The sequence below is a fragment of the Paenibacillus harenae DSM 16969 genome (assembly GCF_000422465.1).
GTDB lineage: Bacteria > Bacillota > Bacilli > Paenibacillales > Paenibacillaceae > Pristimantibacillus > Pristimantibacillus harenae.
Genome location: NZ_KE383843.1, coordinates 542,324 through 569,047, shown reverse-complemented (window position 1 = coordinate 569,047; position 26,724 = coordinate 542,324). Strand labels below are relative to the sequence as shown.

23 protein-coding genes are annotated in these 26,724 nt (G+C 53.9%); 17 read left to right on the top strand and 6 right to left on the bottom strand.

From position 1 onward, the window contains the following. Positions 1-30 precede the first annotated feature (30 nt). On the top strand, positions 31-1,386 hold the full coding sequence (locus tag H581_RS0122030) for a DRTGG domain-containing protein (RefSeq protein ID WP_028611898.1): 1,356 nt from the start codon (positions 31-33) through the stop codon (positions 1,384-1,386). A gap of 3 nt (positions 1,387-1,389) precedes the next feature. Here the strand turns inward: H581_RS0122030 and H581_RS0122025 are convergent, their stop codons facing one another. From H581_RS0122025 to H581_RS0122015, 3 genes are all read right to left on the bottom strand, one after another. Continuing rightward, the gene (locus H581_RS0122025) at positions 1,390-1,689 is read right to left on the bottom strand and encodes a YtpI family protein (protein WP_028611897.1); all 300 of its coding nucleotides are present in this window, start codon (positions 1,687-1,689) and stop codon (positions 1,390-1,392) included. Positions 1,690-1,779: 90 nt separating this feature from the next. Beyond that, a complete protein-coding gene (locus H581_RS0122020; RefSeq protein WP_028611896.1) occupies positions 1,780-2,295 on the bottom strand; it encodes a sporulation membrane protein YtrI in 516 nt (171 codons plus the stop codon). A gap of 2 nt (positions 2,296-2,297) precedes the next feature. Further along, complete coding sequence (locus H581_RS0122015) at positions 2,298-2,624, bottom strand: YtrH family sporulation protein (RefSeq protein WP_028611895.1); 327 nt, start codon at positions 2,622-2,624, stop codon at positions 2,298-2,300. A gap of 142 nt (positions 2,625-2,766) precedes the next feature. Between H581_RS0122015 and H581_RS0122010 the strand changes: the two genes are divergently transcribed. The 9 genes from H581_RS0122010 (at position 2,767) to ppk1 (ending at position 14,414) form a co-directional block, all read left to right on the top strand. Then, positions 2,767-6,348 (top strand): DNA polymerase III subunit alpha, encoded by a 3,582-nt coding sequence (locus tag H581_RS0122010; RefSeq protein WP_028611894.1) that lies wholly within the window; start codon positions 2,767-2,769, stop codon positions 6,346-6,348. Between the two features lie 209 nt (positions 6,349-6,557). Next, positions 6,558-7,052, top strand: coding sequence for a phosphatidylglycerophosphatase A family protein (locus H581_RS0122005; protein WP_028611893.1), 495 nt, complete (start codon positions 6,558-6,560; stop codon positions 7,050-7,052). 96 nt (positions 7,053-7,148) lie between these two features. Next, on the top strand, positions 7,149-7,337 hold the full coding sequence (locus tag H581_RS0122000) for a hypothetical protein (protein ID WP_028611892.1): 189 nt from the start codon (positions 7,149-7,151) through the stop codon (positions 7,335-7,337). A 43-nt stretch (positions 7,338-7,380) separates the two neighbouring features. After that, positions 7,381-8,253 carry an acetyl-CoA carboxylase, carboxyltransferase subunit beta gene (accD, locus tag H581_RS0121995; protein WP_028611891.1) on the top strand — a complete coding sequence of 291 codons (873 nt, stop codon included), beginning with the start codon at positions 7,381-7,383 and terminating at the stop codon, positions 8,251-8,253. After that, positions 8,243-9,316, top strand: a complete 1,074-nt coding sequence (locus H581_RS0121990) for an acetyl-CoA carboxylase carboxyltransferase subunit alpha (RefSeq protein WP_028611890.1) — start codon at positions 8,243-8,245, stop codon at positions 9,314-9,316. Before accD ends, H581_RS0121990 begins: the two co-directional genes overlap by 11 nt. A gap of 92 nt (positions 9,317-9,408) precedes the next feature. Continuing rightward, the gene (pyk, locus tag H581_RS0121985; RefSeq protein WP_028611889.1) at positions 9,409-11,163 is read left to right on the top strand and encodes a pyruvate kinase; all 1,755 of its coding nucleotides are present in this window, start codon (positions 9,409-9,411) and stop codon (positions 11,161-11,163) included. 121 nt (positions 11,164-11,284) lie between these two features. Beyond that, positions 11,285-11,746, top strand: coding sequence for an acyl-CoA thioesterase (locus H581_RS0121980; RefSeq protein ID WP_028611888.1), 462 nt, complete (start codon positions 11,285-11,287; stop codon positions 11,744-11,746). Positions 11,747-11,795: 49 nt separating this feature from the next. After that, positions 11,796-12,188: an FxsA family protein gene (locus H581_RS0121975; RefSeq protein ID WP_028611887.1), complete on the top strand. Its 393-nt coding sequence runs from the start codon at positions 11,796-11,798 to the stop codon at positions 12,186-12,188. Positions 12,189-12,347: 159 nt separating this feature from the next. Further along, positions 12,348-14,414, top strand: coding sequence for a polyphosphate kinase 1 (ppk1, locus tag H581_RS0121970; protein WP_028611886.1), 2,067 nt, complete (start codon positions 12,348-12,350; stop codon positions 14,412-14,414). On the opposite strand, the gene H581_RS0121965 is transcribed toward ppk1, so the two are convergent. After that, the gene (locus tag H581_RS0121965) at positions 14,389-15,930 is read right to left on the bottom strand and encodes a Ppx/GppA phosphatase family protein (RefSeq protein ID WP_028611885.1); all 1,542 of its coding nucleotides are present in this window, start codon (positions 15,928-15,930) and stop codon (positions 14,389-14,391) included. The genes ppk1 and H581_RS0121965 overlap by 26 nt on opposite strands. Before the next feature lie 312 nt (positions 15,931-16,242). Here H581_RS0121965 and citZ point away from each other — a divergent pair, with 312 nt between their 5' ends. The 7 genes from citZ (at position 16,243) to H581_RS0121930 (ending at position 24,587) form a co-directional block, all read left to right on the top strand. Continuing rightward, the gene (citZ, locus tag H581_RS0121960; RefSeq protein WP_028611884.1) at positions 16,243-17,355 is read left to right on the top strand and encodes a citrate synthase; all 1,113 of its coding nucleotides are present in this window, start codon (positions 16,243-16,245) and stop codon (positions 17,353-17,355) included. A 99-nt stretch (positions 17,356-17,454) separates the two neighbouring features. After that, positions 17,455-18,750: an NADP-dependent isocitrate dehydrogenase gene (icd, locus tag H581_RS0121955; RefSeq protein ID WP_028611883.1), complete on the top strand. Its 1,296-nt coding sequence runs from the start codon at positions 17,455-17,457 to the stop codon at positions 18,748-18,750. A gap of 218 nt (positions 18,751-18,968) precedes the next feature. Then, on the top strand, positions 18,969-19,913 hold the full coding sequence (mdh, locus tag H581_RS0121950; RefSeq protein ID WP_028611882.1) for a malate dehydrogenase: 945 nt from the start codon (positions 18,969-18,971) through the stop codon (positions 19,911-19,913). A 109-nt stretch (positions 19,914-20,022) separates the two neighbouring features. Then, positions 20,023-22,182, top strand: a complete 2,160-nt coding sequence (gene recQ / locus H581_RS0121945; protein ID WP_028611881.1) for a DNA helicase RecQ — start codon at positions 20,023-20,025, stop codon at positions 22,180-22,182. Positions 22,183-22,370: 188 nt separating this feature from the next. Next, entirely contained in the window at positions 22,371-22,790 is a 420-nt protein-coding gene (locus H581_RS0121940) for a hypothetical protein (protein WP_028611880.1), read from the top strand. Positions 22,791-22,845: 55 nt separating this feature from the next. Next, on the top strand, positions 22,846-23,802 hold the full coding sequence (locus tag H581_RS0121935; RefSeq protein WP_028611879.1) for a sugar kinase: 957 nt from the start codon (positions 22,846-22,848) through the stop codon (positions 23,800-23,802). Between the two features lie 2 nt (positions 23,803-23,804). Further along, positions 23,805-24,587: a DeoR/GlpR family DNA-binding transcription regulator gene (locus tag H581_RS0121930; protein ID WP_028611878.1), complete on the top strand. Its 783-nt coding sequence runs from the start codon at positions 23,805-23,807 to the stop codon at positions 24,585-24,587. 66 nt (positions 24,588-24,653) lie between these two features. Here the strand turns inward: H581_RS0121930 and nagA are convergent, their stop codons facing one another. Both nagA and nagB read right to left on the bottom strand, forming a co-directional pair. Then, positions 24,654-25,853, bottom strand: a complete 1,200-nt coding sequence (gene nagA / locus H581_RS0121925; RefSeq protein ID WP_028611877.1) for an N-acetylglucosamine-6-phosphate deacetylase — start codon at positions 25,851-25,853, stop codon at positions 24,654-24,656. 1 nt (position 25,854) lies between these two features. After that, positions 25,855-26,580: a glucosamine-6-phosphate deaminase gene (gene nagB, locus H581_RS0121920; protein ID WP_028611876.1), complete on the bottom strand. Its 726-nt coding sequence runs from the start codon at positions 26,578-26,580 to the stop codon at positions 25,855-25,857. Between the last annotated feature and the right edge of the window lie 144 nt (positions 26,581-26,724).

Sequence of the window (26,724 nt, the reverse complement as noted above, 5' to 3'; positions counted from 1 at the left end):
AAGGACGGATAAGTGGACGGAGGAAAAACGATGGCTTCAATCGGACCCGGGAATGAAACGAGCACGAAGCATGAGCAAATTTTGCAATACATCCAGAGTCTCAAGATCGGAACGAAAATTTCGGTTCGGGCGATCGCCAAGGAGCTTGGCGTCAGCGAAGGAACGGCTTACAAAGCGTTTAAGGATGCGGAGAGCTCCGGCCTGGTCAGCACGAAGGAGCGGATCGGAACGGTCCGGATCGACCGCAAGAGGCGCGAGGCGCTGGACCAGCTTACTTTCGGCGAAGTAGCCGAGATCGTCGAAGGCAAGCTGTTCGGAGGAGCGGCCGGCCTCGACAAGACGCTGCATAAGTTCGTCATCGGCGCGATGGAGCTTGATGCCATGCTTCGCTATATTGACGAGAGCAGCCTGCTTATCGTGGGCAACCGCATCGGCGCCCATCGCTGTGCGCTGGAGGAGGGGGCGGGCGTTCTCATTACCGGCGGCTTCGGGACGAGCGAGGAGGTCATCCGGATCGCGGACGAGCGTTCGCTTCCGATTATTTCCTCGCGGCATGACACGTTTACCGTTGCGTCCATGATTAACCGGGCGATTTACGACCGTCTCATCAAGCGGAAGATCATGCTGATCGAGGATATCGTAACGTTCAGCCGTCCCGCGGATGTGCTTCGCGCCGGCAATACCGTTGCCGACTTTCACAGGCTTTCGCTCGAGACGGGTTATTTCAGGTTCCCGGTTGTCGATGAGCGAAACCGCGTTATCGGAATGATGACCGCCAAGGATGCCGTCGGCTCCCCTGAGGATAACATTCTTGACAAGCTTATGACGAGGCAGCCGATTACCGCAGCACCCAATATAACCGTCACTTCGGCCGCTCATACGATGGCGGCGGAGGGGATCGATTTGCTGCCGATCGTCGACAGGCACCGCAAGCTGCTCGGCGTGGTGACCAGGCAGGAGGTGCTGGATGCGATGCGCTTCGCCGGCAAGCAGCCGGAATCGGGCCAGACGTTCGAGGATTTGATGTGGACCGGATTTATGGCGACTTCCGGCATGAGCGGCGCGGATGAGCTGGGCATTGCCTACAAAGGAACGGTTTCTCCGCAAATGTCCGGTTCTCTCGGGATGATGTCGGAAGGACTTCTTGCCACGCTCATGACGCAGGCGGCAAGACGGATGATTCGCGAGACGGCGAAACGCGATTATTTGCTGGAAAGCATGACGACCTATTATGTCAGACCGGTTCAAATCGACAGCGAGATTACGATTATTCCGAAAGCGCTGGAGATGAGCAGGAAGTTTACGAAGCTGGAGATCGAGGTGAAGGATGCGAAGGGATTGGCCGCCAAGGCGATGCTGACGGCCCAGATGATCGATCCCTATTGACGTCTACTGGTCTCTGGTTGCGCGGTAGAGGCTGAGGTTGCGCAGTCCGGCGAACAGGTTGAATATGCCGATGACCATGAAGACGGCACCGATGACGATGCGAAGCGTAGACTCTCCCGACAAAAACAGCTGAACCAAAGCGATGAACAGCAGCATGACGCCCATGCTGATATTCATCCTGGCCGTCAGTATGCCGCGGGTTCTTGCATCCTTCGTGCGTCGCGATTTAAAGCTGAAGATGGCTGAGAACGCAAGGGAAATGAAAATTACCGGTGCGAACAGCCACTGCATAAGCTGATCCATTTTTTACAGCAGCTCCTTTGAATAATGAGATTGCCGCTTGACACGCAAGAGCAGACAGGCTCTATTGTACCATGATCAGCCCGATTTCGCTCATGCGGGAGGCTTCGTATAATTATCAACATGCACCCAGACTTGAAGAACATTGTCGACGACGAGTATCGTTTTGATTTGGATGCTGTAATCCTTGCCGTAGATATCGGTATACACCTTCCGGTCAAGGAGCTTGCGGGCGAATTTCGCATCGGAATCGATCTCGTAAATGCTTCGGCCGAGAAAGATGTCCAGATCTTCCTTTATTTTTTTTATCAGAGCCGCTTCCGTCACCTGATCGAGTTTCGGCCTGTCCGATTTGAGGCCGGTTTCAGTCTCAATCCGAGGCTGAACGCTTTTAATGACGGTGTGCTTGTTTTTGAAATCCTTCAGGTTCTCCATATCTTGCGCATTCTGCTCAAGCTGCATCTCCAGCTCGCTCTTCAAGGTAATCAAAGCTTCGGTCTGAGCCAAGTAAAACGAATTATAGACGATAGCCCCGATGATCATCCCCAGCACCAGCACCCCCGTCATCTGCATGCCCCTGACCCAACGTTCAAAAGGCGGTACCCGCATTGTTATATGGCTCCCTTGCAAATAAGTCGGACCAGCTCCGATCCCAGATGCGCGCCGAGAAACGCGATAATAATAAAACAAATCTGCTGGGCGGCCGGCGACAATTGCCCGGCCATAATGTTGCTCTCAATGACGCGGACCGGATCGATGGAACCGCCGACCGCCACGACGATCGCCCAAATTTTCAACCGGGCGGCCGTATCGAGCATCGTAGCCGCGGGCGGCAGCAGCATGAACACCGAACCGACGCCGGCCAGCATCGATCCCCCGATCACGACGCCGAACGCTATAAAAAAATCAAGTCCCGCCTTGGACAAGAAATAGCTCATGGAACTAACCTCCTCGGAAAAATATGAAATATTGAAACCGGCTCGAACGCTTGTACACCCTGCTACCATTCTATGGGCGTGTCCGCCTCTATTATGATAAAATAGAGCTAACTATTTCGGACGGCGAAGGAGATCAGGCGTTATGAGCGGTACGACCGAACCAAATTTCGTGCATTTGCATGTACACAGCGAATATAGTCTTCTCGACGGCGCCGCCAGAATTCGCGATCTTGCGGCGACAGCGTCGGAGCTCGGAATGAAGGCGCTCGCCTTGACGGACCATGGGGTCATGTACGGGGCGATTCCTTTCTACCGCGCATGCCGCGCTCATGGAATTAAACCGATCATCGGCTGCGAGCTTTATATGACAACCGGCTCCCGGTTCGAGAAGGGAACCCGCAAGGAGAACCCGATCTATCATCTTGTCGCGCTTGCCAAAAACGAGGCGGGGTACCGCAATCTGATGAAGCTAAGCTCGATCGGCCATCTGGAGGGCTTCCATTACAAGCCCCGCATTGATCTGGAAGTTCTCCGGGAGCATTCGGAGGGTCTGATATGCCTCAGCTCCTGCTTGAAGGGGGAGGTCTCGCAGCATTTGCTCTATGACCGCCGGGAGGAGGCGAAGAACGCCGCCTTGCGCTACAAGGAAATATTCGGAGAAGACTTTTACTTGGAGCTGCAGGATCACGGCATGCTGGACCAGAAGAAGGTAGCCGCCGCCATGATCGAGCTTTCGCGCGAGCTCGGCATCAAGCTAGCCGCCACGAACGACGTCCATTATTTACGAGCAGAGGACGCGGAGGTGCAAGACGTGCTGCTGTGCATCGGAACGGGCAAAACGGTTGAGGACACGGACCGCATGCGCATGCTGACCAACCAGCTCTATTTGAAAAGCGCCGATGAAATGGCGGGCTTATTCAGGCATGTTCCGGACGCGCTGGCGAATACCGCCGAGATCGCGGATCGATGCGAGCTGGAGCTTACGCTGGGCCGCGCCGCGCTTCCGGTGTTCCGGCCCGTGCCGTCCGGAATGAGCTCCGCCGCTTACTTGGAGACGCTATGCCGTGACGGCTTAACCGCAAGGTATGCGGGCCTGCCGGAGTGGCTGAGCGATGCCGGCTTCCGTGAGAGGGCCGAGCACCGGCTGGAGTACGAACTTTCGGTTATTGAGAAAATGGGCTTCAGCGACTACTTCCTCATCGTCTGGGACTTCATACGCTTCGCGCACGAACGCGGCATCCGCACCGGTCCGGGACGCGGGTCGTCCGCGGGCAGCCTGGTCGCTTACACGCTTCGGATCACGGATGTGGATCCGCTTAAATATAAGCTGTTGTTCGAACGCTTTCTAAATCCGGAACGGATCTCGATGCCGGATATCGATATCGACTTCAATGACGAGCGACGCGATGAGGTCATTGCCTATGTCGCGGCAAAGTACGGCGAGGATCATGTCGCGCAGATTATCACTTTCGGCACGATGGCGGCGAAGGCTGCTGTACGCGATGTCGGGCGCGCGATGAACGTTCCTTTTCAGGAGGTCGACCGCGCGGCGAAGCTCATCCCGAATCAGCTGCACATTACGCTCGAGGAGGCGCTGCGCGCCAGCCCGGAGCTTCGCGAAGCGGCAGAACGCCTGCCGAAGACGGCCGCATTGCTGCAGATGGCGCTGAAGGTGGAGGGCATGCCGCGCCATGCGTCGACGCATGCTGCGGGGGTCGTCATTTCACAGGAGCCGCTTACGGATTATACGCCGCTTCAGACGGGCAGCGAGAGCATTCCGCTTACGCAGTATTCAATGGAGCATTTGGAGGCGGTCGGCCTGCTCAAAATGGACTTTCTCGGACTGAGAACCTTGTCCATCTTAGAGAGAACGCTTCAATGGGTGAAGGAGCTGTACGGCAAGGAGATCGATTTCCGGACGGTTAACGATTCGGATCCCGAGACGTACGCGATGCTGGGACGCGGCGATACGACCGGCATATTCCAGCTGGAATCCTCCGGAATCAGGCGCGTGCTGAAGGAGATGAAGCCGACCGTGTTCGAGGATATCATCTCGGTGGGAGCCTTGTACCGACCCGGTCCGATGGAATTTATCCCGAAATTTATTCAGGGCAAACACGGTCTTATCACCGTCGATTACCCGCATCCTACGCTTGAGCCCATCCTGGCCGATACCTACGGCATCATCGTCTATCAGGAGCAAATTATGCAGATCGCCTCGCTGATGGCGGGCTTCTCGCTCGGCGAAGCGGATTTGCTAAGGCGTGCAGTCTCGAAGAAGAAGCGCGAGGTGCTGGACGAGGAACGGGCGCATTTTGTGAAAGGCAGCTTGAAGCAGGGGTACTCGGAGTCCGATGCCAACCGGGTCTACGATATGATCGTGCGTTTCGCCGATTACGGCTTCCCGCGCGCGCATGCCGCCGCATACGGCGTGCTAGCCTTCCAGACCGCATGGCTGAAGGCTCATTATCCGGTTCCGTTCATGGCCTCGATGCTCGCATCGGTGACCGGCAACCAGCGCAAAACAGCCGAATACGTCGATGAATGCCGGCGCATGGGCATCGAGGTGCTCCCGCCGGACGTGAACGAAAGCGGCGTTTCCTTCACGCCTGCCGGCGGAGCCGCCCGGTTCGGCCTTGCCGCGATCAAGAACGTCGGCACGCAGGCAATCGAAGCGATTAAAGCTGTGCGGGTAGAGAAGCCGTATGAGAGCCTGCTTGATTTATGCCAGCGCGTTGACCTGCGCATCGTCAACAAGCGGGTGCTTGAATCGCTTATTCAGGCGGGAGCCTGCGATTCGCTGCCGGGCCATCGCGCGCAGCTGCTGGCCGCGCTCGAGGAAACGGTGGAGGCTGCTCTCAAATGGCGGAAGGAGCGGGAAGAACTGCAAATCGAGATGTTCGGCTTCGATGAGGTGCAGAACTGGGATGTGGAGCTGCCCGATATACGGCCGTATACGACAAGCCAGAAGCTGGATTTTGAACGGGAGCTGCTGGGGCTTTATTTGTCGGGTCATCCGCTGGACGATGCGGAGGAGCAGCTTGCGGGACTCGGCCTTGACCGGCTGGTTGAGCTTGGCGACGCGAAGGACGGGACGGCGGCAGTTGTCGGCGTCATGGTCGTATCGCTAAAGCCCTTCACGAACAAGAAGGGTCTGGCTATGGGCTTTCTCGAGCTGGAGGACCGGATTATGCGCGTGGAAGCCGTCGTTTTCCCTTCAGTCTGGAAGCGGGTAGGCGCCAAGCTGGAGAAGGGCGGACTGGCCATCGTGCAAGCGACGGTTCAGCAGCAGGACGATGATTTCAAGCTGCTCGTCGAGGATGTCGTTCCGCTTGAGGGGGCGGCCGTATATCTCGCGGACCAGGTGAGAAGGCTCCAGAAGCAGGCGCAGGCCCGCGCAGCCCGCAGCGCCGCTGGAGGAGCGACGGCCCCCCGCACGCCGCCGCAAAGCCAACCGGTTCCGCAGCCGCGCGCGCAAGCGATGCAGGAACGAAAGCCTCAGCGCGTTTATATCAAAATCGCTGCGGAGAACGAGCAGCCTGCTGTCCTTGAGAACCTTAAAACATTGCTGGCCTCTCATTCCGGTCCTCTGCCGACCGTCCTGTTCTACGAACGGGGCCAGAAGTCAATCGCGTTAAGCGACAGCTATCGCGTGAAGCCGTCCCCGCAGCTGATTGAGTCGATTGGAAAGATTTTGGGAGAAGGCATGATCGTCGTGAAGTAAGCGGGCCCGTTACCTCTGTTCTTGTCATTCATTTGGAATTCCTATGCACGTCAGGACTCGCGCCTGCATATATCTAGAGATACAAGCGAACGGAAAGTGACATTCGCGGATTTCCAGCACCGGCCATTTGCCGCCGCCGTACGCAGCGAGCCGTTTTTCGCTTATGTTTTTCGAAATCTATGTACAAGCAGTAGCGGGAGGGATGGGCTATGGTGACAGGAATCGAGAAATGGCTCTTGAAGCGCGGGGTATCAGTGGATGACGTGACGGAAATCGTGTATACGCTGCAGCGCCCTTATAACGGGGATTTGACGATGAAGGAGTGCGAGGAAAGCGTGAGGGCGGTGCTCTCCAAACGCGAGGTACAGTATGTGATGTACACGGGAATAGCCCTTGACGAGCTGGCGGAGCGCAGGCTGCTGCCCGAGCCGCTGCAGGCGATTATGGAGAACGACGAGTCGTTGTACGGCGTCGATGAAACGTTAGCGCTCGGAATTACGAATGTTTACGGCATGATCGGATTGACGAGCTTCGGATATTTAGATAAAGTAAAACCCGGCATCATTCGTCAACTGAATTTGAAGGGCGAAAGAATTCACGTTTTTTTGGATGACTTGGTTGCCGGATTGGCTGCCGCCGCATCTGCAAGAATTGCGCATCAAGACCCAAAGGCGCTCCGATATGATTTGCCGGATTCCCCATGACTATGGTATCATTATGACATCATATGGCCTGTTACCGGGGATTGCTATGTTTAGTAAGTGAACTTTGCGTCAGCAAAGTTTTCAGGAGGTACCGTGATGTGGACGGTCATTTATATCGCACCAACAGCAAAAATCGCAGATAACATCAAGAAGCGGCTTACGGAGGAAGGTTTTTTGGTAAAGGTCCGCGCTGTTAATCTGTCCAAACAGCAATATGAGATTCTAGTTCCGTCAGGCGAGCTGGAGGAAGTACAGGAAGTTTTCAATTCCATTATGCGGCCATGACGAAGGACGGCTCTATACTATTGCGCCTTGAGAGGTGTCACACGTGCAAATAAAGGACTTATTTACGAAGAAGAAATACGCGACGATACCTTCGGAGCCCCGCAAGCGGGACAACATTCCTGAAGGGTTAATGAATAAGTGCTCCAAATGCGGCAATATTCAGTACAGCAAGGAATTGGAGAAAAATTTGAAGGTTTGTTCCTCCTGCGGGCACCATCACCGGTTGAACGCTTGGGAAAGAATCGCCATGACACTCGATGACGGGCATCTGATCGAATACGATGCGGAGATGGAATCCGTCGATCCGCTTGAATTCCCCGGTTACGCAACGAAGCTTGAGCAGCAGAAGAGCAAATCAAGCTTGCGCGATGCCGTCGTAACGGGCGAAGGCGCGATCGACGGTTTTCCTGTTGTCGTAGCGGTGATGAGCTTTGATTTTTTCACCGGAAGCATGGGATCCGTCGTCGGAGAGAAGATTACGAGAGCGATCGAAGCGGCTCATGCGAAGCAGCTGCCGCTTCTTATTTTCTCGACTTCGAGCGGTGCGCGGATGCAGGAAAGTATTTTGAGCCTGATGCAGATGGCCAAAACAAGCGCGGCGCTCTCTAGGTTTCAAGGCGCCGGCGGTTTGTATATTTCGATATTTACGGATCCGACGACCGGCGGGGTGTCGGCAAGTTTTGCGAGCTTGGGCGATTACAATTTGGCCGAGCCCGGCGCATTAATCGGTTTTGCCGGACGGATTGTAATTGAACAAACGATCCGCCAGAAGCTCCCTGAGAACTTTCAAACCGCTGAGTTTAACTTGCAGCACGGTCAGCTTGACAAGGTTGTACACCGCAAAGACATGAAGCCTACGTTAGCAAAGCTGCTTGATATGCATTGCGTAAGGGAGGGAACGTCCAATGGCGGGTGAACTGCCTTTTGAGAAACCGCTGAACGAATTAAGGCAAAAGATCGTTGAACTGAAGACTTTAAGCGTGGAGAAGGGAATTGATTTCTCGGAAGAAATTCTAGGACTGGAGACGAGATGCAAGCAGTTGGAGGAAGAGCTGTACAGCGAGCTTTCTCCGGCGCAGAAGATGCATATGGCTCGTCATCACCAGCGTCCGACGTCGCTTGATTTCATTCAAACGATCTTTACCGATTTTTTGGAATTGCACGGGGATCGTCTGTTTGCGGACGATCTTGCTATTGTCGGCGGACTGGCCAAGCTGGGCGGCGTGCCGGTAACGGTTATCGGACATCAGCGAGGCAAGGATACGCGCGATAATATTGCCCGCTTTTTCGGCAGTCCCCATCCTGAGGGATTTCGGAAAGCTTTGCGTTTGATGCAGCAAGCAAATAAATTTAAGCGGCCGATTATAACTTTCATTGATACAAAGGGCGCATATCCGGGCAATACTGCTGAGGAGCGCGGACAATCGGAAGCGATTGCCCGTAACCTACGGGAAATGGCCGGTTTCGGCGTGCCTATCGTATGTATCGTAATCGGAGAGGGCGGCAGCGGCGGCGCATTGGCTTTGGGCGTCGGCAACCGCGTGTTAATGCTTGAGAATGCGATTTACTCCGCGATTTCGCCGAACGGCGCGGCATCCATTCTATGGAAGGACGCTTCAAGAGCGGACCAGGCTGCCGAAGCTATGAAGATCACGGCGAAGGATTTGCTCGAATTGGGCGTCATCGAAGATATTATTGCGGAGCCTCATGGAGGCGCGCACAAGGATTTGGAATTCCAGGCTGATCAAATAAAGGAAAAGCTGTGGAAGCATCTGCAAGAGCTTCTTCCGCTCAGCGCGGAACAATTGATTGAGGACCGTTACCGGAAATTTCGCAAGGTTGGCCAATTCCGGATCGCCGAGCCGAAGCCTGCGCGAGAGGGAAAAGCGGCTGCAGATCCGGATAAACCGGACGCTGCGCCATTCGGCGCCGAAGCTTTGGTCGAGCAAGCCTCGGAGAAGGCTCCATCCGTGCAGTAAAATGGTGTACAATCGATTTCCTGTCGTATATCCGGCAGGAAATCATGTCAGTATATAATAGAATATCAGGCAACTAACGGAGGAAATTGAACATGCGCAAAACTAAAATCGTTTGTACGATCGGACCATCCAGCGAGTCATTGGAAAACACAAAGAAATTAATTAAAGCAGGAATGAACGTAGCCCGTCTCAACTTCTCGCACGGCGATTTCGAAGAGCACGGCAATCGTATTAAGAACATTCGCATTGCAAATGCGGAGCTTGGTACATCGGTAGCCGTCCTGCTTGATACGAAAGGACCGGAAATTCGTCTCGGAAAGCTGAAGGAAGAGCCGATCGAGCTTAGTCAAGGCGAAACCGTAACGCTGACGACGGAAGAGATTTTGGGGGATCGTAATCGCGTTCCGATTACATACAGCAATCTTCCGAATGACGTTAACGTTGGCTCGACCATTTTGATCGATGACGGTCTGATCGGTCTTACGGTTGAAGAGGTTAAAGGCACGGAAATCATTTGCCGCATCGTAAACAGCGGACCCATCAAGAGCAAAAAAGGCGTAAACGTGCCCGGCGTAAAAATTTCGTTGCCTGGTATCACAGAAAAGGATGCCAACGATATTATTTTCGGTATCGAGATGGGCATTGACTTTATCGCTGCTTCTTTCGTTCGTAAAGCGAGCGATGTGCTGGAAATCCGTGAGCTGCTGGAGCGCCACAATGCAAGCCATATTCAAATCATATCGAAAATCGAGAACCAGGAGGGCGTAGATAATCTGGATGAAATTCTAGAGGTATCTGACGGCCTGATGGTTGCCCGAGGCGACCTTGGCGTTGAAATTCCGGCTGAGGAAGTTCCGCTCGTTCAAAAAACGATGATCAAAAAAGGTAATCTTGTAGGCAAGCCGGTTATTACCGCTACTCAAATGCTGGATTCCATGCAGCGCAATCCCCGTCCGACCCGCGCGGAAGCAAGCGACGTTGCGAACGCGATTTTCGACGGCACGGATGCGATCATGCTTTCCGGTGAAACGGCTGCCGGCCGTTATCCGGTAGAATCGGTGCAAACGATGGCTCGTATTGCCGAGCGTGCGGAGAACGCGTTGGAATACCGTGAAATTTTCAACAAACAAGCGAATGCCCAACAAACGACGGTTACGGAAGCGATCAGCCAAGCCGTTGCCAACTCCGCGCTCGATCTGCGTGCTAAAGCGATTATTACATCGACGCAAAGCGGCTTTACGGCTCGCATGGTGTCAAAATACAAGCCGAAGTCGCCAATTATTGCCGTAACGACGGACGAGAAAGTGCTGCGCCGCCTTTCCCTGATTTGGGGCGTATTCCCGGTACTTGGTCCAGAAGCAAAAACAACGGACGAAATGTTCGAAAATGCCGTTAAAGGCGCAATGAGCACTGGTTTCCTAAGCCTTGGCGATACCGTTGTTATTACGGCAGGAGTGCCGGTTGGCCGCGCGGGTACAACGAATCTGATCAAAATCCACCATATCGGCGAGCTTTTGGCGCAAGGACAAGGCATCGGCAGCCAAACGAGAACGGGCAAGATCGTTGTGGCGCGCACGCCGAAGGAAGCGATTGAAAAAACGACACCTGGAGATATTCTTGTAACGGTATCGACCGATAAGGAATATATGCCGGCATTCGAGAAAGCGGGAGCGGTTGTAACGGAGCAGGGCGGAATTACCAGTCACACTGCTGTTGTCGGATTAAACCTTGGAATCCCGGTCATTCTCGGAATCGCGAATGCGACTGAGCTGCTGCAGGACGGAATGGAAGTAACCGTCTACGGCGAAACGGGCGTCATTTATCACGGTCAATCGAAGGTACTGTAGGTCGTGCCGATACGGCGAATTGAACCAATTGGATAGAACATAGACAAAAGCGATGGTGATCTCACCGTCGCTTTTTGTTCAACTTAGCGCGTCTAGGCCGTAAGGAGGGAGGAATATGGGCATGGCTGTAAGCTGGTTTCTGCATCCGCTGCGCGTCAGGTATCAGGAAACGGATCAAATGGGCGTCGTCTTTCACGGCAATTATGTAACTTGGTTCGAAATTGGACGTACGGAATGGATAAGAAATGCCGGGTATGATTATAAAACGATAGAGGAGCGCGGATTGCTGCTGCCCGTCGTCGACTTGCAGTGCAGGTACGTGCTCCCGGCGCGATACGACGATACCGTTCTTGTATGCACAAGAATCGCGGATTGTTCTCCCGTGCGATTGGCATTTGAATCGCAAGTGCGCAGAGTAACCGAGGCGGATTGGCATGCTGGACTGCATGCCGAGGAGGATCAGCTTCCTGGGGAGCTGCTGGTTGAGGGCGGCACGAAGCATGTCTGGGTAAATCGTCAGTGGCAGCCGGCCAGATTGAACAAGGCGATGCCTGAATTATACGGGCTGCTTCGGACAACTTGATTATCGAAACATCGAAAAAAAGGAGTCACATTATGAAGGAGGGGCCGGCATGTACAAATGGCTATTGGCTGCTATCATTATTTTGCCCATTGTAGAGCTGTGGGGCATCCTGCAGGTTGGAGATTGGATCGGCGGTTGGACCACCTTTTTTATCATTTTGATCATGGGCTTAGCCGGCGCGTATCTCGCGCGTGCGGAGGGCCGTAAGGTGTGGGTGGAAGCGCAGCAGCAAATGCAGGCCGGACAAATTCCGGGAATTACAATGCTCGACGGCATTTGCGTGCTCGCAGGCGGACTGATGCTGCTTATGCCGGGGTTTTTATCGGATATCGTCGGCATTACGCTTCTTTTTCCGCTTACCCGTCCGTTCTACAGGCAGCTCATGCTCCAATGGATTGAAAAAAGAATGAAAAACGGCGATTTTCGAATCGGACGGTTCTAATATTTACGCACCATTTACAAAAGGTTAACATGGAAATAATAGTCCGGCGTCATAATAGGAAAGGTGAAAATGGAGGAGCAAACCGTATATACATAAATAATGCAGCAGCGCACTGGTGACGAAGAAAACCAGCTTCAACTTTTTCAGGAGGCGTGAGAAATGACTAAGCTGTTATCCAACTATGTCAATCGTGATTTGAGTTGGATCGAATTTAATCGAAGAGTTCTTCAAGAGGCTCAGGATGCGGGCAATCCTTTGCTGGAACGCGCTAAATTTCTGGCGATCGTCACGAGCAACCTGGATGAATTCATGAGCGTCCGTGTCGCAGGCATTCAGATGCAGATGAGAGCGGGCCTCACGAAAACCGATTTTACCGGGTATACGCCTTCCGGTCTTTGGAAACGGCTCATCAAACGAACTACGCAAATGATCCATGAGCAATACCGCACCTACAGGGAAGTATTTCGCTGCTTAAGCCGTGAGGGGATCTTTATTAGGTCGATCGATGAGCTGAACGTGACGCAGACGAAGGCGGTATCGGATTATTTTCACGAAATCGTATTTCCGGTTCTTACCCCGATGGCCGTCGACCAGAGCAGACCTTTCCCGCTTGTGCATACGAAGGAATTGTATTTATCCGTCTTATTGAGAGAGGAAGGGGATCCGGCGGAAGAAGAGCCCTACTTCGCCATCGTGCAGGTGCCTTCAATTTTGCCGAGATTCGTCCCGGTTCCCGGTCGCACGAACAGCAAAAAAACCGAGTTTGTGCTGCTTGAGGATTTGATCGAGAAATTTATCAATACGTTGTTTAACGGTTATATTCCATTCTCCGTTAGTCCGTTCCGGTTGACCCGCGACGCGGATATTACGTTGAACGAAGAGGATGCGGACGACCTGCTCGAGGAAATCGAGAAGGAGCTGCGCCGCCGCCGCTGGGGCATTCCAGTTCGACTGGAGGTTGCCAAAGGCATGCATCCATATGCGCTTGAGAGGCTGATGGAGGAGCTGGAGATCGCGGATAATTTATTCGAAATTGATGGTCCGCTTGACCTAAGTTTCCTGATGAAGTTCGCGGGCGCGCTTCCCGGCTACGATAACCTGCGATTTGAGAAAATGGAGCCCGTTTATCCGCGGGAATTCGATGATACGGACGATATGTTCGAGGTCATCCGCCAGCGCGACGTTCTGATGTACCACCCGTACGAATCGTTCGAAGCCGTCAATGACTTTGTGACGCAGGCAGCCTACGATCCTGACGTGCTGGCGATCAAAATGACGCTGTATCGCGTCAGCGGCCAGTCCGCGCTTGTGCAGGCGCTCGCGAAGGCTGCGGAATCGGGCAAGCAGGTAACGGTCGTAGTGGAGCTGAAGGCCAGATTCGACGAGGAACGAAATATCGCTTGGGCGCGTCAGCTTGAGAAGGCCGGCTGTCATGTCGTCTACGGATTAGTCGGACTTAAGACGCATGCCAAAATATTGCTCGTCGTACGCCGCGAGCAGAGAACGCTGTGCCGGTACGTGCATGTCGGCACAGGCAATTATAACGATAATACGGCGACTTTATACACGGATATCGGATTATTTACCTCTCATCCCATTATCGGCGGAGACGCTTCGGCTCTATTCAACGAGGTGACCGGTTATTCGTCCCCCTACGAGTGGAAGGCATTCGGCGTGGCTCCGACCGATCTGAAGGAGAAGCTGTATCGGCTGATCGACCGCGAGTTAGCCAACGCGACAGCCGGCAAGCCGGCCAAAATCATTGCGAAGATGAATTCGCTGTCGAATCAGGATATGATCGATAAGCTGTACGAAGCCTCGCAGGCCGGCGTGGAAATCGTCCTTATCGTTCGCGGCGTATGCTGCTTGCGGCCGGGAGTGCCCGGAAGGAGCGAGAACATTAAGGTGATCAGCATCGTGGACCGTTTCCTGGAGCATGCGAGAATTATGTATTTCTATAACGGCGGGGAAGAAGAAGTGTACTTATCCAGCGCGGATTGGATGACGCGGAATCTGACGAGACGGATTGAGCTGATGTGTCCGGTTTTCGATGCGAAGCTTCGCCAAATTTTAATTAAAATGCTGCAGCTCAACATCAACGATAACGTGAAGGCCCGCGAGCTGCAGCCAAGCGGTGCGTATGAGCATGTGGCGTGCGGGGAAAAGCAGCCCTTCCGAAGCCAGTTCGAGGCGAAGATGATTACGTCCTGGAAGGGATTGGCATAGCATGATCTAGGACGGGAACCGCCCCCCATAACTTCTTGAATTCAACGCTGAGCTCCTCCACCTCGCGGCGTTCGACCGCGAGTGCGCCCCGCGGATGGACGGGTTGAAGCACAAGCTGTTGGCCCGTCATCTGCATATTCATTTGTCCGATCGCCTGCGTCTCCGTCCGGTCGAGTGCGGCCGACAGCTGCAGCAGCGTTCCAAGCTTATAAATAATTTCGAGGTCGGAGTCGTTCAGAAGCTCGCGATATTCGGAGATATGCTGCCTGACCCGGCTTTTGCTCTTATAAGAGGCAATCGCAGCAATCATGACGATCTCCCGATGTGTCAGTCCGTTCAAGTGCGAATTCATGATCAGATAGAAGGAATGTCTGGCATATTCGTAATAATCGATGGACGCGCCGATCCGGAACAGCTGGGAGGCCGTATCCAGCAGCACTCTTGTCTGCGGCGGCAGCTGATATACGTAATTGAGCGCGTCGTAGAGCTCAAGCGCCAGCCGGTTGACCTGCATCACATGCTGCTTGGGCGCCTCGGGGTGCAGCGCGATCAAGTTGTTTATGCTGTAGGCGAGCACATCGTCGAGCTTCGGATGACTCGGAAATCTCGTCGCGTGGAATAAACCGTCGCGCAGCCCGGCGCCGCAAATGCGGTAATGGGCGGCTTTTGCCGCCCGAAACAGGAAGCGCAAAATCGCAACGCCCGGAACGACGACGTCGGCGCGGTCCTTGGACAGGCCGGGAAGCTTGCGCCTCTTCTCGAGCGGAAGCCTCCGCATCTGGTCGAACAGAGCATTGGCATGCTCGCCGGTTATCGGGTAATTATGGGTATGGGGGAAAGGGTATTTGTAGGCCGCCTGATGCATTTTGCCAAGCGCCCGTGCAGTCCCGCCGACGCCGACGAGCGGAAGCCCCGGCGATTCGCCGATCCAGCCCGTTTGATTGACCGCTTCGGCAATATACGCTTCCAGCGCTCTCAATCCATCGTCGTTCAGCATGCCTTTAACGCCAAATCGCTTGTTAAGGCTAACGCAGCCGAAGGGAAAGGAAACACTTTGGACAAGCGAGCGGTTGCGGAATAAAGTAAGCTCCGTACTGCCTCCTCCAATGTCAATGAGGTAGCCGTCCCGTATCTGCAGCGAATTGATCATGCCGAGAAATCCGTAGGAAGCTTCTTCTTCCCCGGAGAGCAATTCGATGGATAATCCCGTTTCTTCCTTAATCCGCCTCAGAATCGACTGGCGATTGGCTGCATTGCGGATCGCGGCCGTGGCGACCGCACGTATTTGGCCGGCATGGTTATGCGTGCAAATCATCGTAAAATGGCGCAGCGTGTCGATTAATTCGTCAAGCGCGGCATTCGAGAGTCTTCCGTCTTCATCGATGCGCTCGCTTAGACGGGCGTGGCGCTTGCTGCTGTCCGCGACACGGTGCGCGCCGTTTACGGTCCGCTCATAGACGACCAGACGGACGGAGTTGGAGCCGATGTCAATTATTCCGATGCGTTGTCCTGTCATGTTGCGCCTCCGTTGCTGTGGATTTTTTAAACGCCGAATTCTCTTTTGGCCATTTTACCATTAATTTCGATTCAGTAAAAATAGTTTTAATGCGCGGCTAAAATTGGATCAAATAGGGAAAAATGCAGTTGGCGCATCCGACATAAAACGTAAAATGTCCAATCGAAAAAAATATTAATGGTACCGATAAAGCATTTTTATGTCTGGATTTGTTCACTTCATTGTCAAAATCATTTATGATTAATAACGACGGTACAATGAAACGTTTTCCTATTATTGATGACGATACCAAATGTTAAAGGAGAGAGATCAATGACAGCAACCAAAGGCCTGGAAGGAATTGTCGCCGCGGCGTCGTCCATCAGCTCGATTATTGACGGCGTATTGACGTATCGCGGTATTGATATTGACGATCTCGCGCAGAACGCAAGTTTCGAAGAGGTGGCTTACCTGCTCTGGTACGGCAAACTGCCTAATCGATCGGAGCTTGACGGTTTGCAGAAGCAGCTGGACCAATATGCCGCGCTTCCGCAAGGCGTACTTGATCAAATAAAGCTGTATCCAAAGGATACGAATTCGATGGCCGCGCTTCGCACGGCGGTTTCGAGCCTGGCACTATACGACAGCTCGGCAAACGACATGTCCCCGGAAGCCAATCAGCTTAAGGCGGTTAAACTGCAGGCGCAGCTTCCAACTATTATAGCGGCATTCGCGCGCATCCGTCAGGGCAAAGAGCCCGTTGCACCTAAGAAAGGCGTATCGATCGCTTATAACTTCCTATACATGCTGACAGGAAGCGAGCCTGCCGAAGTTGCGGTTAAAGCGCTTGACCAAGCGCTCGTGCTGCATGCCGACCACGAATTGAACGCTTCGACGTTCGCGGCGCGCGTAACGGTCGCTACTTTGTCGGATATTTACTCAGGCGTAACATCCGCAATCGGCGCATTGAAGGGGCCGCTGCACGGCGGCGCCAACGAAGCCGTTATGGTGATGCTGGAAGAAATCGGCTCGTTCGCCAACGTCGAAAGTTATATTAACAACGCGCTTGCGAACAAACAAAAAATTATGGGCTTCGGTCACCGGGTATACAAAAACGGCGATCCGCGCGCGAAGCATCTCCAGAAGATGTCCCGCGAGCTCGGCAAGCTGACAGGCAACATGGAGCTCTACGAAATGTCCGTAAAGATCGAAGAGCTGGTAACCGGACAAAAGGGCTTAAAGCCTAACGTTGACTTCTATTCCGCTTCCGTCTATACTACGTTGGATATTCCACGCGACTTGTTCACGCCGATTTTCGCGATCAGCCGCGTTTCGGGATGGAGCGCGCACATCCTCGAGCAATATCAGGATAACCGCCTGATTCGTCCGCGGGCTGATTACGTAGGACCGGTCAATGCAAAGTATATTCCGATCGAACAACGATAGTTTTCGAAATGCGGGAACGAACTGACTGTTCGTTCTCCTTTTCGCGCAATAACCTATTAAGCTTGCTCAGCAAGTACATATCCAAGGAGGATTTCATTCATGGCTCAATTCGAGAAATACGCGCTTCCAACAGAGGGCGACCAAATTACGATTGACAACGGCGTTCTTCAAGTTCCTAACAATCCTATCATTCCATTCATCGAAGGCGACGGTACGGGCCGCGATATCTGGCGCGCTTCCAAACGCGTATTGGATGCGGCAGTCGAGAAAGCCTACGGCGGAAGCAAAAAAATCGCTTGGTACGAAGTGTTTGCCGGCGAGAAAGCATTCAACGCATACGGCGAGTGGCTGCCGGCCGATACGCTTACCGCAATCCGCGAATATATCGTAGCCATCAAAGGACCTTTGACGACGCCAATCGGCGGCGGCATCCGCTCCTTGAACGTTGCTCTTCGCCAGGAGCTTGACCTGTACGTTTGCCTTCGTCCTGTACGCTACTTCGACGGCGTGCCTTCCCCGGTTAAACGTCCCGAGCTGGTAAACATGGTTATTTTCCGTGAAAATACAGAGGATATCTATGCCGGCATCGAGTATCAAGAAGGTACACCGGAAGTGAAAAAAGTGATCGAGTTCCTGCAAAAGGAAATGGGAGCCAACAAAATCCGTTTCCCTGAAACTTCCGGGATCGGCATCAAGCCCGTATCGAAAGAAGGCTCGCAGCGCCTTGCCCGCGCAGCGATCGAATACGCGATCAAGCACGGCAAAAAATCCGTAACGCTTGTGCATAAAGGCAACATCATGAAGTTCACGGAAGGCGCGTTCAAAAACTGGGGTTATGAAGTGGCTGAGCAAGAGTTTGCCGACAAGACGTTCACTTGGGGCCAATACGACCGCATCAAGGAAGCGCAAGGCGTGGACGCCGCGAACAAAGCGCAGGCTGAAGCGGAAGCTGCCGGCAAGATCATCGTGAAGGATGCCATCGCGGACATCGCGCTGCAGCAAGTATTGACTCGTCCAACCGATTTTGATGTCATCGCAACGCTTAACCTGAACGGCGACTACTTGTCCGATGCTCTTGCCGCTCAAGTCGGCGGTATCGGTATCGCACCGGGCGCGAACATCAACTACCTGACTGGCCATGCGATTTTCGAAGCGACGCACGGAACAGCTCCGAAGTATGCCGACAAAGATGTTGTAAATCCGGGTTCGGTTATCCTCTCCGGCGTTATGATGCTTGAGCACCTCGGCTGGCAGGAAGCGGCCGACCTTATCTATAAAGGCATGGAAGCATCCATTAACAACAAAACGGTTACTTACGACTTCGCCCGCCTGATGGAAGGCGCAACCGAAGTGAAATGCTCTGCGTTTGCTGACGAGGTAATCAAAAATATGTAACAAAAGCTTGAAAAGCTGTTTTCGAACCCACCTAAATCCTCCCTTCCAAGGGAGGACCCCAAGGCGCTGCGCCCTCTGGACACCAGCAATGGGGAACGTGGGAGAGGATGAGACGCGTAGATGGTACGGTTCTCACATGGAGCGCTCGTCCCTGCGGGATCCGCTATAAGTTGCTGGGGGAAAGAACAAATAAGCGCATTATTGGAGGCGTTTCTGCAATGGCGATTAAGAGGAAAAAGATTACGGTTGTAGGTGCGGGATTCACGGGCGCGACTACGGCGTTAATGCTTGCTCAGAAAGAGCTTGGCGACGTCGTTCTTGTCGATATCGCGGCGCTGGAAAACCCGACAAAGGGCAAGGCGCTCGACATGCTTGAGGCAACTCCGGTTCTCGGCGTTGACGCGAACATTACCGGTACTTCCAGCTACGAGGATACGAAGAATTCCGATGTCGTGATTATTACGGCCGGCATCGCCCGCAAGCCGGGCATGAGCCGCGACGATCTCGTGAACACGAATGCGGGTATCGTAAAATCCGTTTGCGAGAACGTAAAAGCGACCAGCCCTAACGCTTATGTCATCATCCTCAGCAACCCGGTTGACGCGATGACCTATGCGGCATTCCAAACGCTCGGTTTTCCTAAAAACCGCGTAATCGGACAATCCGGCGTACTTGATACCGCCCGCTATTGCACATTCATTGCGCAAGAGCTGAACGTATCCGTCGAAGATGTTCGCGGCTTCGTGCTTGGCGGACACGGCGACGACATGGTGCCGCTTGTTCGTTACTCGAATGTCGGCGGCATTCCGATCGAGAAGCTCATCCCGGCAGACCGCATCGAAGCGATCGTACAGCGCGCGCGCGTGGGCGGCGGCGAGATCGTTAACCTTCTTGGCAACGGCAGCGCATATTATGCGCCTGCGGCGTCGCTTGTGCAAATGACGGAAGCGATTCTGAAGGACAAAAAACGGATTATACCGGTTATCGCCCTTCTTGAAGGCGAATACGGCTACGACAATCTGTTTATGGGTATTCCGGCCATTATCGGCGGCGACGGTATCGAGAAGGTGCTTGAGCTTGATCTGACGGCTGATGAGAAAGCGGCGCTGGATAAATCCGCTCAATCCGTCCGCAATGTGATTCAAATCGTAACAGCGGGCTAAACAAATAAAGCGAGCGGCATTTCAACTTGAAATGTGTTTGGGAAGGACCCTGACAGCCTACTGCCAGGGTCCTTTCCGTTTGCTCGTTATTCCCGAAGGAGAGTGCAAAATGATCGAACAGGCCAGACAAACCTTGAAGCGAGTGTACGGCTACGATTCGTTTCGCAAAGGACAAGAGGATATCATATCGGGCATTATGAGCGGCAGCGACACGCTTGCTATTTTGCCGACAGGCGGCGGCAAATCGATCTGTTATCAAATACCGGCGATGCTGCTTCCGGGAACCTCGCTTGTGATCTCGCCGCTCATCTCATTGATGAAGGATCAAGTGGATGCGCTGCGGCGCGTTGGCGTATCGGCGGCATTTCTTAACAGCTCCCTGAGTGCCGGGGAATACAGGGAAATCATGCATGGCGCGTTGCAGGGAGAATACAAGCTGCTGTACGTTGCGCCGGAGAGACTCGACGCGCCGATGTTTCAGTCCTTATCCGAACGGCTGGCCATCCCTCTAATTGCAATTGACGAAGCGCATTGCGTTTCGCAATGGGGACATGATTTCCGTCCGAGCTACCGGCAGCTGGCAGGGTGGATAGGCAGAATGGCGAATCGCCCGCTTGTCGCCGCTTTCACGGCGACCGCTACGAATGAGGTAGCCAAGGACATTGCCGAAATGCTAAAGCTCCGCAATCCGAACGTATTTGTCACGGGCTTTGCAAGGCCGAATCTATCATTGTCCGTCGTCACGGGAGTGGATAAAAAGAGCTTTCTTGAGCGGTACGCGGCTGAACGCAAGGAGCAGTCCGGCATCGTCTACGCGGCTACGCGTAAAGAGGTCGAGAACGTCTATGAGCAGCTGACGCGCAGCGGCATTCCGGCCGGCAAATATCATGGCGGCTTATCTGACGCCGAGCGCGCCGACACGCAGGAGAAATTCCGCTTTGACGATATTCGCGTCATGGTGGCAACGAACGCCTTCGGAATGGGCATAGACAAGCCCAATGTGAGGTACGTGCTGCACTGGCAGATGACCGGCGATATCGAGTCGTATTACCAGGAAGCAGGGCGCGCGGGCCGCGACGGGGAGGAAAGCGAATGCGTGCTGCTGTTCGAGCCTGCGGATATGCAGGTGCAGCGCTTTTTGATCGAGCAGGGATCGGGCGATTCGGATCGTAAAGCAATTCAGCTGTCCAAGCTTCATCTGATGATGAATTACAGCCGCACGCAGCGCTGCCTGCAGCAGTTCATCGTGGATTATTTCGGCGAAACCGGGGTGGAAGCTTGCGGCAAGTGCAGCAGCTGCCTGGATAAGAGCGAGCCGGTAAACCGTACGGAGGAAGCGAAAATGGCTCTTTCCTGCGTCGGCCGCATGAAGGGGCGTTTCGGGGTTACGATGGCAGCCAAGGTGCTCAAAGGCTCCCGCGATAAAAGGCTGCTGGAATTCGGACTCGACCGCTTATCGACATACGGACTTATGCGCCATCTGCCCGAGAAGGAAATCGCCGATTGGCTGTATTGGCTCGTCTCGGAAGGTTATTTGAAACTTAGCGAAGGACAGTATCCCGTCGTGTCGTTGACGGCGAATGCGCTGCCGGTGCTTGAAGGACGCGAGATGATCATGCAGCGCGTCCGGACTTCGGTGCGGCAATCGGTCGGCACGGATATGTCCTCCGCCGCTTCGCCGTTATTCGAGGCGCTTAAGCAATGGCGCAAGGAGAAAGCGGCTGCGGAGGGCGTGCCGCCGTTTATGCTGTTCTTCGACGCGACGCTTCGGGAAATCGCCAATGCGCAGCCGCAAACGGGCGAGCAGCTGCTGGGCATTAAAGGAATCGGCGCGGCGAAGGCGGATAAATACGGCGGGCAGCTGCTTGAGATTATACGCTCCCTCGGGAGTCAAGGCGCACCGGTGCGAACGGATGCCGGAATTCAGCAGCAGTTTTCCGGTACAATTAAACGTCCTCAAACGGGCGATGAACAGCCGAGCCATTTGACCACGCTGGAGTTCTTTCAGGCGGGCCGGGAGCCCGAAGAGATCGCCAAAGCCAGGGGTATGAGCAAGGTTACGATTGAAGGGCATTTAATCCGCAGCGCGGAGGAAGGCCACGAGCTGGATTGGAGCCGGATAATCCCAGCCGAATATGAGCAGCGCATCATGGAGGCGATCGATAAGCTGGGCGCCGACAAGCTGCGTCCGATTAAGGATGCGCTTCCGGATGAGGTCGCCTACTTCGCCATCCATGGCGTCATATGCAAATATGGGTTAAAAGGTTGAACCGGCTATTCAGCTGAGGTATGAATGATTTTTCTTGCAGCAAACCACAGAAGACGTGAATCATATGTTCTGCGTAAATCGTCTATTGATTTGAAAAAACAAATGTTTCTGATAAACTATTCGTAGTATGCGATTTTAGTAAAGTTTGGTTCTTCATTTCTTGATGATGAAACAGGAGGAGTTTAGTGATGTATGATGTGATGATGTTTTTACACGCGCTAGGCGCAGTGGGAATGGGCTTTTATGTCGTTCTTCCTTTTATGATAGGGAGAGCGTCCGGTATTGCCGGCGTCGGACAAGGCGGTTTAGCCGAGGGCCTGCTTACCGCGAACCGGATTGCGCAATATTTCTTGATCGTGCAGCTGTTAACGGGCGGTTATTTGATGTCTCAAGCGGATTATTCCGTAGCATGGATGATTATTGTCACCATCTTGTTTCTTGCGATCGCAGCGCTGGGCGGAATCGTCTCCAAGCCTCTTAAGCTCGTCGTTTCTTCGATTGCCGATGGAAAAAGCGCGACTGCCCATATTAGCAAAGCGCGCGTCATGAGCATAATCATTTTGCTGCTTTATATCGTAATTATCTACTTCATGCAAATTCCTTTTTGAGAGACGAATTAATTTCATTCTTTTAAAAAATATGATGCTGTAGGGGGAAGGCAACGTGCACGAAGCATCACCGCAAATTGTAACGTTTGGCGAGACCATGGCTCTATTCATGCCGCAGGAGCATAAATCCATCGAACGCGCCGCGACCTTGGAGCAAGGCTTCGGCGGGGCGGAGAGCAATGTCGCGATCGGACTTGCGCGGCTTGGTTCCTCTGTCGGCTGGTTCGGGGCGCTTGGCGACGATCCGTTCGGCAAAATGATTCTAAAAACGCTGCGCGGCGAAGGCGTGGATATATCACGGGCAAAGCTTCGTTCGGATGCGCCGACCGGCATGATGTTCCGCGAGCATGTAGCGGGGCGTCTGGCCGTCCATTATTTCAGAAAGCATTCCGCGGCAAGCCGGATGCTGCCCGAACAGCTCGATGAGGATTACATCCGCGGAGCCAAGCTTCTACATGTAACCGGTATCACGGCGGCGCTGAGCGATGATTGCCGCAGGACGCTGCGGCGCGCCGTCGATATTGCGAAGGAGGCCGGCGTGCTCGTCAGCTTCGATCCGAATTTACGTCTGAAGCTGTGGCCGATTGAAGAAGCGCGCGAAGCGCTGCTTCCGTTTGCGGCCGATGCGGATTATTTTCTGCCGGGCTGGGACGAGCTTAAGCTGTTGTATGACTCTGAAGATTACGAATATATTAAAGGCAAGCTGACTGAGCTGAAAGCGATAAGCATCATTAAAGGAATGGGCGATACCACAATCGTTTTGGATAAAGGCCAGGAAGAAAGCCTGCCCTTCTATCCGGCTGAGCAGGTCGTTGACACGGTTGGGGCGGGGGACGGCTTCTGCGCAGGATTTCTTGCAGGCATCATGAAGGGCATGACTCCGATCGAAGCGGTGCGTCTCGCCAGCATCAACGGCTCGCTGGTCGTCCAAATGCGCGGAGACTGGGAAGCGCTGCCCGAGTGGAGCGTAGTCGAGCAGCGCCTCTCCGCCAAAGCATGGGTGGAACGCTGATAATGGCCGACGTCATTGGTTCCAAGGGAAGGCGCCGCCGCGAGGCAATGCTGCAGCTGCTGAAGCAGCAGGGGCGAATTACGATTCCGGAAATGGTCGAGCGTTTCGGCTGCTCGGAGGCGACGGCCCGCCGAGACCTTGAGCAGCTGGAAGCGGAATATCCCGTTATTCGCACAATAGGCGGGGCGATGTATGACGGCATGCATACGGCGCGCGAGCTTCCATTTGCCGAGAAGGAAGGGCTGTCGATCCTGGAGAAGGAGCGTATCGCCGAGCTGGCCGCTTCCCTGATCACGGAGGGAGACGTCATTGGCCTATCCGGCGGAACGACCAACTTCCTGATTGCGAAGCTGCTGAAGACCCGCAAAGGAATTACAGTGGTGACGAATGCCGTCAACATCGCGATGGAGCTTGCGGGAAGCCAGATTCAAGTGGTAGTGACCGGAGGGATCATGCGTCATAACAGCTTTGAGTTATGCGGACCGCTGGGCGAGGGTATGGTATCGCATCTGCATATCGGCAAGATGTTCATCGGCGTCGACGGCATTTCAGCCGCGAGCGGCATTACAACCTACTCGGAGCAGGAAGCGCAAATTGCGAAAGCGCTGATTAAACGTTCTCAAGCCGCGTATGCCGTATTCGACCATACCAAAACCGGCCGCACTTCGCTGTTCTCGGTTGCAGCGTTATCCGAGCTTCGCGGGGTCATTACGGACGCCCCTCTGGAAGGCGAGCTGGCTGCTCAAGCGGAGCAGCAGAACATTTCCGTGCATGTGACGGGTTAGGCGCATCATGCCAAAAGACGGTCTCTCCATGAGTGATGGAGGGACCGTCTTTTTATAAGAAAAGTATTAAACCACAACCGCTTCGTACACGGAACGCCCCTGCACCCAGGTTTGCTTGACGTTGAACTGCGCATCGGTCAGCACAAGATCGGCCTGCTTGCCGGCTCCGATGGAGCCGGTAAGGCTGCTGATGCCAAGCTGCTTCGCGGCGTTGCCGCTGGCCATCCGGCTGATATCGACAATCGAAAGCCCCGTATGCTCGAGCATAAAACGGACAGCGCCGATCATCGTTAAGCAGCTGCCGGCCAAGGCGTTACCTTCGCGCAGCCGGGCTTCTCCGTCCTTCACGACAACGGCAAGTCCGCCTAACGCGTAATCGCCGTCCGGCATGCCGGCAGCCGCCATCGCATCGGTAATGAGAATCACCTTATCCGTTGACTTCGCGGCAAGCAGCAGTCGGATGGCAGCGGGATGAACATGCTTGCCGTCAGCGATCAGTTCGCCGTATATGCGATCCTCGATCAGCACGGCGCCGAGAGTCCCGGGTTCGCGGTGATGCAAGCCCCGCATGGCGTTGTACGTATGAACGGCCTGCGACAATCCGTCGTCAGCAGCTGCGATAATCTCTTCATAGACGGCGTCGGTATGGCCGCAGGCGGCGACGATTCCTTGCCCGGCGAGCCAGGCGATGGCATCAAGAGAGCCTTTTCGTTCGGGAGCGAGCGTAAGCTGACGTATGAGGCCAGGCCATTTCGCTGTCCACTGCTTCAGCCACTCCAGCTGAGGATCCACGATAAAAGCAGGATTTTGCGCGCCCGGCCATTTCTCGCTAATAAACGGACCTTCCAAATGGACGCCGTAGAGGGAGGCATAGGGCATTTCCGCCGCGCGATAGTCCTCCGCTGCCTGCAGTACGGCGTCTATTGCCTCCTTGGAGGCTGTCATCGTCGTAGCGAGCATGCCGGTTGTGCCGTGCGAGGCGTGAAACCGCGTAATCTTATCAAAGCTCTTGCGTTCCGCATCCATAAAATCAGCGCCGGACCCGCCGTGTACATGCATATCGATAAAGCCCGGCAGCAGATATCCGCCGAGCCCGTCAACGGAAACAACCGAAGCCATAGCTTCAGCGTCTAATTCACATCCATCGGACAGCACTCGGCTGATCCTGCCCCGCTCGACGTGCACGCTGCCGCTTACGATTTGATCTTCGAGTACGATATTTACGTGATGAATAAGCCAACTTGCAGAACTGGAGCTTTCCGTCATTTCACTTCATCATCCTTCCTGCCTCGCGATCGAGAAGCACGATGACACGGGCATGTGTTTGCAGCAAGGAAGCCGGCACGCTTGTCGTAATCGGGCCGGTCAGCGCTTCTTTTACGATCTCCGCTTTGTCCGCGCCGCGGACGACCAATACAATCGTGTCCGCTTTCAGGATGGAGCCGACGCCCATCGTAATCGCCTCATGCGGAACTTCCGCCAGCGATGCAAAAAAACGGGCATTTGCCTCGCGCGTCTCCGCTTTAAGCTTCACCGGATGCGTGCCTCCCGAAAGATTGACGGCGGGTTCGTTGAAGCCGATATGCCCGTTATGGCCAAGCCCGAGGAGCTGAATATCGACGGGGCTCGCTTCGAGCATGAAATCATACCGGACGCATTCCGCTTCAATGTTATCGGCCATTCCGTTCGGCAAATGGATTTGATCCTGAGGGATGTCGATATGCGAGAATAAATGCTTCTTCATGTAATAGGCATAGCTTTGATCATTTTCGGGCGGGAGTCCGACGTATTCGTCCAGATTGAACGTTGTAACGGAGCGGAAGCTAACCTTTTTCTTCTCGTATTGCTCTACTATTTTGTCATAAATTCCGAGAGGTGTCGATCCTGTTGCAAGACCCAACACGGCGTTTGGCTTCTCGATGACTTTATTTACGATTAACCCCGCCGCATAGGAGTCCAATTCCTGCTGCGTGTCAAAAATGATCATGTTCATCATAGCGCCTCCAATCGTTTCGTTACTTCTATTTTAAAGCAGTTCCGACGGGTATACAATATAAAATGATTGTAAATATCAAATTTTTGATTGTAAAAATCATTTAAATGATTGTAAACGTATGAACCGACAGCGGCCAGCACC

Coding starts and splice junctions, on each gene's coding strand:
- H581_RS0121980 (WP_028611888.1), top strand. CDS start 11,285: ATGGCTGTAAGCTGGTTTCTGCATCCGCTGCGCGTCAGGTATCAGGAA.
- nagA (WP_028611877.1), bottom strand. CDS start 25,853: ATGACGGAAAGCTCCAGTTCTGCAAGTTGGCTTATTCATCACGTAAAT.
- H581_RS0121930 (WP_028611878.1), top strand. CDS start 23,805: ATGGCCGACGTCATTGGTTCCAAGGGAAGGCGCCGCCGCGAGGCAATG.
- H581_RS0122015 (WP_028611895.1), bottom strand. CDS start 2,624: ATGAGCTATTTCTTGTCCAAGGCGGGACTTGATTTTTTTATAGCGTTC.
- H581_RS0121940 (WP_028611880.1), top strand. CDS start 22,371: ATGTATGATGTGATGATGTTTTTACACGCGCTAGGCGCAGTGGGAATG.
- ppk1 (WP_028611886.1), top strand. CDS start 12,348: ATGACTAAGCTGTTATCCAACTATGTCAATCGTGATTTGAGTTGGATC.
- recQ (WP_028611881.1), top strand. CDS start 20,023: ATGATCGAACAGGCCAGACAAACCTTGAAGCGAGTGTACGGCTACGAT.
- H581_RS0122030 (WP_028611898.1), top strand. CDS start 31: ATGGCTTCAATCGGACCCGGGAATGAAACGAGCACGAAGCATGAGCAA.
- H581_RS0122010 (WP_028611894.1), top strand. CDS start 2,767: ATGAGCGGTACGACCGAACCAAATTTCGTGCATTTGCATGTACACAGC.
- H581_RS0121990 (WP_028611890.1), top strand. CDS start 8,243: ATGGCGGGTGAACTGCCTTTTGAGAAACCGCTGAACGAATTAAGGCAA.
- H581_RS0122020 (WP_028611896.1), bottom strand. CDS start 2,295: ATGCGGGTACCGCCTTTTGAACGTTGGGTCAGGGGCATGCAGATGACG.
- H581_RS0121975 (WP_028611887.1), top strand. CDS start 11,796: ATGTACAAATGGCTATTGGCTGCTATCATTATTTTGCCCATTGTAGAG.
- H581_RS0122025 (WP_028611897.1), bottom strand. CDS start 1,689: ATGGATCAGCTTATGCAGTGGCTGTTCGCACCGGTAATTTTCATTTCC.
- icd (WP_028611883.1), top strand. CDS start 17,455: ATGGCTCAATTCGAGAAATACGCGCTTCCAACAGAGGGCGACCAAATT.
- pyk (WP_028611889.1), top strand. CDS start 9,409: ATGCGCAAAACTAAAATCGTTTGTACGATCGGACCATCCAGCGAGTCA.
- citZ (WP_028611884.1), top strand. CDS start 16,243: ATGACAGCAACCAAAGGCCTGGAAGGAATTGTCGCCGCGGCGTCGTCC.
- H581_RS0122000 (WP_028611892.1), top strand. CDS start 7,149: ATGTGGACGGTCATTTATATCGCACCAACAGCAAAAATCGCAGATAAC.
- H581_RS0121965 (WP_028611885.1), bottom strand. CDS start 15,930: ATGACAGGACAACGCATCGGAATAATTGACATCGGCTCCAACTCCGTC.
- H581_RS0122005 (WP_028611893.1), top strand. CDS start 6,558: ATGGTGACAGGAATCGAGAAATGGCTCTTGAAGCGCGGGGTATCAGTG.
- mdh (WP_028611882.1), top strand. CDS start 18,969: ATGGCGATTAAGAGGAAAAAGATTACGGTTGTAGGTGCGGGATTCACG.
- nagB (WP_028611876.1), bottom strand. CDS start 26,580: ATGAACATGATCATTTTTGACACGCAGCAGGAATTGGACTCCTATGCG.